This window comes from Paenibacillus sp. GCM10027628, assembly GCF_042676385.1.
In the GTDB taxonomy this organism is placed as follows: Bacteria; Bacillota; Bacilli; order Paenibacillales; family NBRC-103111; genus Paenibacillus_E.
Genome location: NZ_JBHTHA010000010.1, coordinates 75,762 through 83,468 on the forward strand (window position 1 = coordinate 75,762; position 7,707 = coordinate 83,468).

The following is a 7,707-nucleotide window of genomic DNA, read 5'->3' on the forward strand; positions in this document are numbered from 1 at the left end:
AACACCTTGGTTATTCCAAAACTTGCAGTGTGAACACAGCGGTATTGCGCCCGATCACTTTCTTGTTATCGTTCTTGATTTCTATTGGCGCAAGCTCATACATACTGCGAATCGTATTCTCATTGTCGTAATGGATCTGCTCCAGAATCGAGGCTACAAGGATCGGCCATTCATCCTCTGAGCCGTCGAGAACTTTCAAAGCGAAGCCCAGCTTCTCTTTTTTAAGCCCGAAGCAGTAAACCCCTTTGGCGCCGCCCTTCGCGACGATATTCGAATCCATGAGCAGTGCTGAGCAGATTCGATCCGAGCCGGCGACCATCTCATAATGTTCATTCATGAGACCAACCATTTTCTCGACTGCTGAACGGATGGAAGCATCCTCGATAAGTTCCGGGCAGGCCAGTTTAAGGAACGCTGTGGCCAAGTTTTGTAGTGGGATAGCAAACACAGGGAACCCGCAGCCATCTGTTCCGATTTGAATTCGATCGACTGGACATTCCGACAAATACGAAAGCGTTTCCAATATTTCGACCTGCGCCGGATGTTGAGGTTCAAAATACGTCTCCAGCGGATATCCCATCCATTTGCACAGAGCTAAAATGCCCAGATGTTTGCCGGAGCAATTGTGATAAATCGAACGTTTGGGCGCTTGCTTGCGAAGTAAGTTCTCCGTCGCGTAAACGCTAAGCGGATAGGTCGGGTGACAGACGAGCTCATGTTCAGATACCCCGATCTTCCGGAGCATAGACTCTAGAGCTTCGACATGGAAGGGCTCGGCTCGATGTGATCCGATCATAATGGCCGTTTCCTTGCCGGTTAAACCGAATTGGACGTCGGCGCCATGTCGCAGAACAGGAATCGCCTGAAAAGGCTTGCCGGCCGATCTCAAGAATGTGACCGCATCGGGATCTCCCACTACATATTTCACTTCTCCTGTATGCGTGACTCCGCAAATGTGCCCGCGATGCACGCATTCCAGCGTTTCTCCGCGGTATTCTTCCAGCAATACTTGATCCATCTTAATTCCTCCTCATTCATTAAATTTCATGATCCAAATATTGTTGCAAGGTCAGTGTGGCTGCACCGACGATTACGCCTATATCTTGGAGTTTCGAACTAACCAAATGATAAGTACCGTTAAATGGCCCCCAAATAAAATGATTGATCTTCTGTTTCACGGTTTCCAGCATTTCCGGATGCTGTTCAATCAAGTCCCCGCTCAGAATGATCGTTTCCGGATTATACATGCACACAACATTGCTCACTGTGATCGCAATATACGTGCATGCCCGGTCAATAATATGTAACGCCCATGTCTCGTTGTTCCGCATGCTATCGAAAATCTCTTGAATACTGGCAATGGGTTTCACTTTATTCGCTTCCTGGATAAGCGTGAAATCAGCGATGTAGGTTTGTAGACAACCTCGTTTCCCGCATTCGCAGAGCATGCCGTTCGGATCAATGGTCGAATGGCCGATCTCACCGGCGATGTTGGATTCTCCACGGTAAACCGTACCGTCAATCACCAGCGCGGAACCGACCCCGCTTCCGAATCCAAGCAGGACGGCTCTTTTGGAGCCTTTGACGAATCCGTAATAATTTTCTCCTAAAGCCTTGACTTTGAGGTCGTTATCGATGACGGTCGGCATGTTTAACCGGGATTGTACCAGTGAAGCAAAGCTCACATTTTTCCAGCCTAATTGCGAGGAGAAAACGATCATGCCTTTGTCCGTATCAATTATCCCTGGAACGCCGATTCCGATTCCGATGATTTTCGCAGTTTCAATATGCTCGGCGTCGATAAGCGCTTTGATTTGCTCCGATAGTTCCACCGCTACTTGGGCCGGATCATCCAAATGATAGAGTCTTGTTATTCGCTTTTCCACGACGATTCGGCCATCGAAGTCAACAATGCCGATTTTGATTAAGCCTTTATCCATCTGCACCCCGATTGCGAGCACGGAACCGGCATCAATATCTAGCAGAGTCGCTTTTCTGCCTACGCCGGAAGAATATTGATCCGTTTCTTTCACAAGACCCATTTGGCAAAGCTCGCTAACGATGCGGCCGACAGAGGTTGGGCTCATGGAGGTCATTTTGGCAATCTCGGCTCTGGAAATCGGACGACTGCTCTTGATGAGGTCGAGTACCATGTTTTTATTCTTCTTTTTAATAAATTCCTGGTCATGCTTGTTGATTTCCATCTTAGCCACCCTCTATTAATCCACTCATGTTATTAATTAAAGAAAAAAATATACTATATTCTATAAAAAAGGCTGATAATATAACAATTTAAGATGAAGTATACGATAATTAATCCCAAGGTGTTATTAATATGATGTTAGCAAGAGTTTTTCATCTTGTCAATGTCGAACTGAGCAAAAAAAGAAGTTAAGTCAAATGCGCGGTGGCATCATGACTTAGCTTCTTTTTTTCGCGTGTACGTATTACATCTGGAGCAGCAGTTTGCCTACTGTATTCCCAGTCTCCAACAAAGCATGCGCTTCTGAAGCTTTTTCCAACGGGTAGATACCGAAAATTTCCGTATGAATCCCATGTTTGGCGATTAGCTGCAATGCTTCTCCCGCCGCCTTACCGATTTCATCCGGCGCAAACCGGCTATATTCCCCCAGCGCAAACCCGGCCACAGTTTTATTACGAAGCCATAACTCGTTGGATGATTGCGCTACGTCATCACGGCCGCTTGCATTCCCCACAATAACTAGCTGCCCAAGCGGTCTAAGCACTTCCAGGCTCTGTTTCCTCATTTCTCCGCCAATCGGATCAAACACTGCGTGAACGCCCTGCCCCTTCGTTACTTGCTGGATCTGGTTGACATAATCAGACCTGACAAACAACTCATCATAACTAAGATTTGCCGCATGCTGGATCTTATCCGGATGACCGACTGTTCCAAATACGCTACCCGCCCCCAGCCGTTTGGCCACTTGACCCAAATAACTGCCAAGTCCGCCAACCGCTCCATGGACAAGCACCTGATCGCCAGGTTGAACTTTTGCCACTTGTTTAACAGCCATATAGGCGGTTGTTAAATTCACAATCGCTGCGGCTGCCGTAGCCATATCGATACTTGTTTGGTCCAGAGGAATCGTAAATTCCGGCTTGGCTTGCACGATTGACGCATAGCCGCCAAACGTCGACAGCAACATAGCCGCTACAGGCTGACCGACGTGGAATCCCTCGACACCCTCGCCAATTTCACGTACATACCCAGAGACCTCCAATCCGGGAGTTATAGGAAAAGGAATTAACGGTCCAAAATCGCCCCGGCGAAGCATGACATCCACATATCCAACGCCGGCAAAGGCGACATCGATAGTAATCATGCCGGGCAGCGGTTTGATATCCGGAGACTCCTGTACGCGTAAAGTTTCTAAACCACCAGTTTGTTGAAGATTTATAGATTTCATCAAAATTGCCTCCTTGATTGATATGCATTCATTGTAGCTGGCTATCGTAGAGGCAAACAGTTTTTGTTGTTACTGGTATCACCACTACCAGGGAGATATGCATGCATCTTCATTGTGGCATTCGTAACGCGATAAGAGTAAACTTGAGCTATGAACCCAGGTTGATGGATTATCGATCCCAATTCGCAAAGGAGTTGATCAAGCGTTGTCTAGCGGAAAAAACATAAAAACACTAGGGGAATTCCTCAAGGCCAAACGAGCTGAAGTTTCCCCTCAGGATCTGAATATAGCTGTCGGCAGCGGACTTCGAAGAACGGCCGGTCTGCGCCGGGAGGAAGTCGCCTATTTGGCCGGCGTCAGCATCACTTGGTATACCTGGTTAGAGCAAGGAAGAGAAATCAACGTCTCTAAAGAAGTGCTTGCCAGCATCGGAAATGTACTTCGGTTAACCGAGGATGAGAAGGTTCATCTGCTTACCTTGGGCGGTTTTTCGAGCTCTCCCGTTCCCCCTCCGATGGACCAAGTGCTAACTTCAGAGCTGGAAGCAGTGATTCATTCATCGCACTTTCCTGCCTTTGTGGTCGGTGCGAAAACAAACGTAATCCTTCATAATGAAATAGGCAATCTGATTTACCCTATGGATGCGGCCACTGACGACAATGGAAAAAATATGGTATGGCTGATTTTCATGAACGAGGAGCTCAAACGGAGGGTAATCAACTGGGAAGAAGCAGCCAAGTACGCAGCAGGCGTCTTTCGAGGTTATCATGATTTGCATATGCACGATCCGTGGTTCGGCCAGTTCAGAGATGAGCTGATTGCGAAAAGCGCACACTTTAAGATGTGGTGGAACGATTATCATGTCCAACAAAAAGCGGAAATGATTTTTGAATTTTACCATCAACCGATTGAGGCGTCGATTCGCTACAAACTCGTATCCTTTTTTCGGATTAACGGCAGAGACGATATTCATTATTGCAATTATGTGCCACTTCCGGATGACATGGAAAAGTACGAAGCATTACTCAAAAGCAGAATGAGATAAGGAGCTGGCCGATGGCCAGCTCCTTATCTCTAGTCGTACGATTGGTAGCGAACTTGCCTTGTCAATCCTCCATCTTCTCGTCTGGAAAGATGAAAAATATCGTTAGAGACACGCTTGTAGCATCCCCGCATGTCTTTTACGATGAAAATCATCTTTCCAGCTACGCTCAGCGTACACAGCTGCTTTTTATCTCGTCTGCAAGCATTCAAAACATCGTTAGAGACACGAGATCATTTCCCCTGGCCACTTGTAACGATGAAAAACACCTTTACAGTTGTACACTTCCTGTTTGTTGTTGTACGCTTTATTTTGCTCTCATCCGGTTGTTCCTTGGATTGTGCTCCACTTCCGCGAGCCCCAATTCTTCCAATAATGGCGGGAGATACATGCCAAAGCGGCCGCGGAATCCTTTTTTGAGCCCGTACCAGCCTCCGACCGGATTCTCAGGCGAACGTCCCCAAGCCTCGACCGATCCTTCTTTGGCAGGTTTCTGTTCATCAGCGCTGCCTAGCTCCATCCAATCGCCATGCTGCTTCAGCATCGCATGCAGATCGCTAATGCAGCGATAGTCATAATGCAACACCGTTTTACCTACGGTACAAACCAGGATTTCTTTTCCGTCTTTTTCATCTTTATACATTTCATATTCGGAAGATAGCGGCGGCGTTTTTAATTGCCATGGATTTTCTTTGGTACCTTTTTCTGCGGACATTTGAATTCTCCTTAAATTTTACTTTTCAATAGTAGGAACTATGTTAATAATAATATAAGAAAATATAATTACAAAATTTAGGTTGGAGGCTCTAGATGGATCCGCAAACACTTTATCAAGAAATAACGGACGAGCTCAAAGTAACCGACGATGCCCAGAGTTCAAAAATGTTCGGCATGCCATGTTTGAAAATCGGGGGGAAAGCTTTCGCCGGATTTTTCCAGGATCACATGATCTTCAAACTGCGCGGTACGCCGCTTTCCGATACGTTAGCCTTGGAAGGCGCAAAATCATTCGATCCTATGGGCGGTCGGCCCATGAAGGAGTGGGTGCAGCTTCCTTTCGGTCACTCCGAGAAATGGCTGGACCTAGCCAAACAAGCGCTAGTACTTCAGCGCGAATTGAACGGCTAAAAATGCAAAAGTCTGCCCTGCGGCAGACTTTTTTACTTTTCAGCTTTCAAATGCTTGCGTTTGCAGCAAATTGTCCTGCTCATCATATAGACCGACTGTTGTTGGAACGTAAATGGTTCCATTCCAATGATAAGTAGTTCTAAGCTTTGCAATCGTATCTGGATGAGTGACTCCGATAATTCGCTGCTCTGCAACGATGGTTTTCGCTCCCCCTGCGTCTTCTTTATCCGAAAAGTAGTACGCCGAGATGGAGTCTACCCATGTGCCGATTTTCTCTAATGGAATATCAATCCCTTCGTACTTGTGAGCATCCAGCGGAATCATTGTCTTCATACCGGTCACATCATCCTCAAAGCTGACCTTATATTCGCCAATGTATTTGACACTGTACCGCTCTTTCCCCTCCATTGAGGAGGGGGCAAACGGGTTCTCGACGCTAAATATAGGATCCCACCCCTGCAAAGGGGAATAAATATGCAGTCCGATCCCTCCACCGGAACCTGTGTTATAGCGATATACGAGAATCTCAGGCTTACCGTCGCCATTCAAGTCCTCGATCTTCATATCCGCGGGCGCAAATAAACTCTCTTCAGGCTGCGCCAACGATGCTTTTAGTTGGTCATCGAGTTTCACCTGCCACAGATACGGATTGCCCTTATCATCCGTATAGGAGATCAGCGCGACTTCATGCTGTTCGCCATCACCGTAGAGGTCCACTTGCTGAGATGAAAGTTCGACAGCATGAAGTTCAAGCTTCGGGTTCTTTGGCTCCGCAGGCGTACTGGATGATGTCACAAGCGGAGCAGATTGAGAGCTCTGCGAGCCGCTGGATTTCGGTTCATTTTGTTCACTTATGAGAGGTTGTTGATTGCACCCCGCCAAAAATACCCCCGTTAGAAAGAGGGTTACTGCTGCAATTCCCTTCAAGCCCATTCCGTTTCTCTCCATCCAGATCTTGATCTTGATACCAAATGGACTTATTCGGGGGCCGAACAGTTCAATAACTGATCAGTATATATTCATATCTATGAGCAAGCCTTCTTACTGACCGGGAGGTCGAATGTTTTTAATTTCGTTCAGTAAACCTACAGTTAACGTGACATTACTATAATGAGTGATATCACCAAACGTCGAAATCGTAAATTCTTTTATTTCATTATTTTTCACTTCAACATTGGAGTGGGTTTCGGAATCTGTAATCGGAACTTCTGCAAGAAGCTGATTTTGCAAATCGTAGAAATTTAATTTTTCGCCTCTTACTGTGTTTTGTTCAGCTCCTCCTTTAATGACTTGAATCTTCCCATTAATAAAGGTTTTTCCGTTTGAGTAAGTAAGTTTAAGATCACCAACACGAACCCTTTCTTCATTAGGATCCATAAGTTTTAAATCAGAGTGCACGGCCTTATACTCTACATAAAATGAGGTAAGAGTCATATTTTGATCCATTTTTTTCCCGTCTCTTTCATATTCGGATTTTACAGTTACTCTATATACACCTGTTTTTGGGAGGTCGATTGGCAAGGATAATTTACCACTTTTAATGGAGGTGGTTATGTTCGTCACTGGTTTGAAAAATCCGGAATCCCAGTACTCTAATTGAATGCTAAGAGCATCACCCACCCCATGATCGACCTTCCCTTCAATACGATAAGAAGGTGAATGGACCACTGTATATCCTGCGCTTGGTGCAGTGAAGGTTACTTTACTATAACTTTCCTTTTGATCATTAGGTGGCTGATCTATGACAAGTGGAAAATTTTCAAAAGGGCTGAGTTTTAACGTAGTTGGATCATATGCATACTCAAACGTTGGGGATGGGTATAGCAAATCCTGCTTGGATTTTAAGTTTTTTATAAAAGTTACAGCTTCAGCTCTAGTAAGAAAGTCGCGACCTTTGAAGCCTTCAACACTCTTATCGGTTTTACCTGCGGCTAGGCCACTATCTAACAAAAAGCGAATGGAGTCATCAAAACTATAGTTTCTCCCGTTGGCATTAGTAACTAATTTTGCGACGTACATACGTGTCTCTAAAAAATCATGAACAGTGGAGTCAGTTTCATAATTCAATTTGTTTGGTCGTGCACTAGTCCAATTTTAAAAGGACAT

General features: G+C 45.6%; 8 protein-coding genes. 2 read left to right on the forward strand and 6 right to left on the reverse strand.

All coding sequences use genetic code 11. The features are described 5' to 3' along the window. Positions 1 to 10: 10 nt before the first annotated feature. From ACFQZT_RS11490 to ACFQZT_RS11500, 3 genes are all read right to left on the reverse strand, one after another. The gene (locus tag ACFQZT_RS11490; protein ID WP_379299779.1) at positions 11 to 1,018 is read right to left on the reverse strand and encodes an asparaginase; all 1,008 of its coding nucleotides are present in this window, start codon (positions 1,016 to 1,018) and stop codon (positions 11 to 13) included. A 19-nt stretch (positions 1,019 to 1,037) separates the two neighbouring features. Then, positions 1,038 to 2,204 (reverse strand): ROK family transcriptional regulator, encoded by a 1,167-nt coding sequence (locus ACFQZT_RS11495; RefSeq protein WP_379299781.1) that lies wholly within the window; start codon positions 2,202 to 2,204, stop codon positions 1,038 to 1,040. Positions 2,205 to 2,447: 243 nt separating this feature from the next. Further along, positions 2,448 to 3,431, reverse strand: a complete 984-nt coding sequence (locus ACFQZT_RS11500; protein WP_379299783.1) for a quinone oxidoreductase family protein — start codon at positions 3,429 to 3,431, stop codon at positions 2,448 to 2,450. 205 nt (positions 3,432 to 3,636) lie between these two features. On the opposite strand from ACFQZT_RS11500, the gene ACFQZT_RS11505 reads away from it, so the two are divergent. Next, complete coding sequence (locus tag ACFQZT_RS11505; RefSeq protein ID WP_379299785.1) at positions 3,637 to 4,476, forward strand: helix-turn-helix transcriptional regulator; 840 nt, start codon at positions 3,637 to 3,639, stop codon at positions 4,474 to 4,476. A 304-nt stretch (positions 4,477 to 4,780) separates the two neighbouring features. Here the strand turns inward: ACFQZT_RS11505 and ACFQZT_RS11510 are convergent, their stop codons facing one another. After that, on the reverse strand, positions 4,781 to 5,188 hold the full coding sequence (locus tag ACFQZT_RS11510) for a DUF6855 family protein (RefSeq protein ID WP_379299787.1): 408 nt from the start codon (positions 5,186 to 5,188) through the stop codon (positions 4,781 to 4,783). A gap of 95 nt (positions 5,189 to 5,283) precedes the next feature. Between ACFQZT_RS11510 and ACFQZT_RS11515 the strand changes: the two genes are divergently transcribed. Then, the gene (locus ACFQZT_RS11515; RefSeq protein ID WP_379299789.1) at positions 5,284 to 5,601 is read left to right on the forward strand and encodes a hypothetical protein; all 318 of its coding nucleotides are present in this window, start codon (positions 5,284 to 5,286) and stop codon (positions 5,599 to 5,601) included. Between the two features lie 39 nt (positions 5,602 to 5,640). On the opposite strand, the gene ACFQZT_RS11520 is transcribed toward ACFQZT_RS11515, so the two are convergent. Together ACFQZT_RS11520 and ACFQZT_RS11525 are read right to left on the reverse strand one after the other, a co-directional pair. Further along, positions 5,641 to 6,534, reverse strand: coding sequence for a hypothetical protein (locus ACFQZT_RS11520; protein WP_379299791.1), 894 nt, complete (start codon positions 6,532 to 6,534; stop codon positions 5,641 to 5,643). 108 nt (positions 6,535 to 6,642) lie between these two features. Beyond that, the gene (locus ACFQZT_RS11525; protein ID WP_379299793.1) at positions 6,643 to 7,620 is read right to left on the reverse strand and encodes a hypothetical protein; all 978 of its coding nucleotides are present in this window, start codon (positions 7,618 to 7,620) and stop codon (positions 6,643 to 6,645) included. Between the last annotated feature and the right edge of the window lie 87 nt (positions 7,621 to 7,707).

What these genes read in the sequence shown, in the direction of transcription:
- ACFQZT_RS11510 (WP_379299787.1), bottom strand. Translation starts at nt 5,188, where the DNA reads ATGTCCGCAGAAAAAGGTACCAAAGAAAATCCATGGCAATTAAAAACG.
- ACFQZT_RS11515 (WP_379299789.1), top strand. Translation starts at nt 5,284, where the DNA reads ATGGATCCGCAAACACTTTATCAAGAAATAACGGACGAGCTCAAAGTA.
- ACFQZT_RS11520 (WP_379299791.1), bottom strand. Translation starts at nt 6,534, where the DNA reads ATGGGCTTGAAGGGAATTGCAGCAGTAACCCTCTTTCTAACGGGGGTA.
- ACFQZT_RS11525 (WP_379299793.1), bottom strand. Translation starts at nt 7,620, where the DNA reads ATGTACGTCGCAAAATTAGTTACTAATGCCAACGGGAGAAACTATAGT.
- ACFQZT_RS11490 (WP_379299779.1), bottom strand. Translation starts at nt 1,018, where the DNA reads ATGGATCAAGTATTGCTGGAAGAATACCGCGGAGAAACGCTGGAATGC.
- ACFQZT_RS11495 (WP_379299781.1), bottom strand. Translation starts at nt 2,204, where the DNA reads ATGGAAATCAACAAGCATGACCAGGAATTTATTAAAAAGAAGAATAAA.
- ACFQZT_RS11500 (WP_379299783.1), bottom strand. Translation starts at nt 3,431, where the DNA reads ATGAAATCTATAAATCTTCAACAAACTGGTGGTTTAGAAACTTTACGC.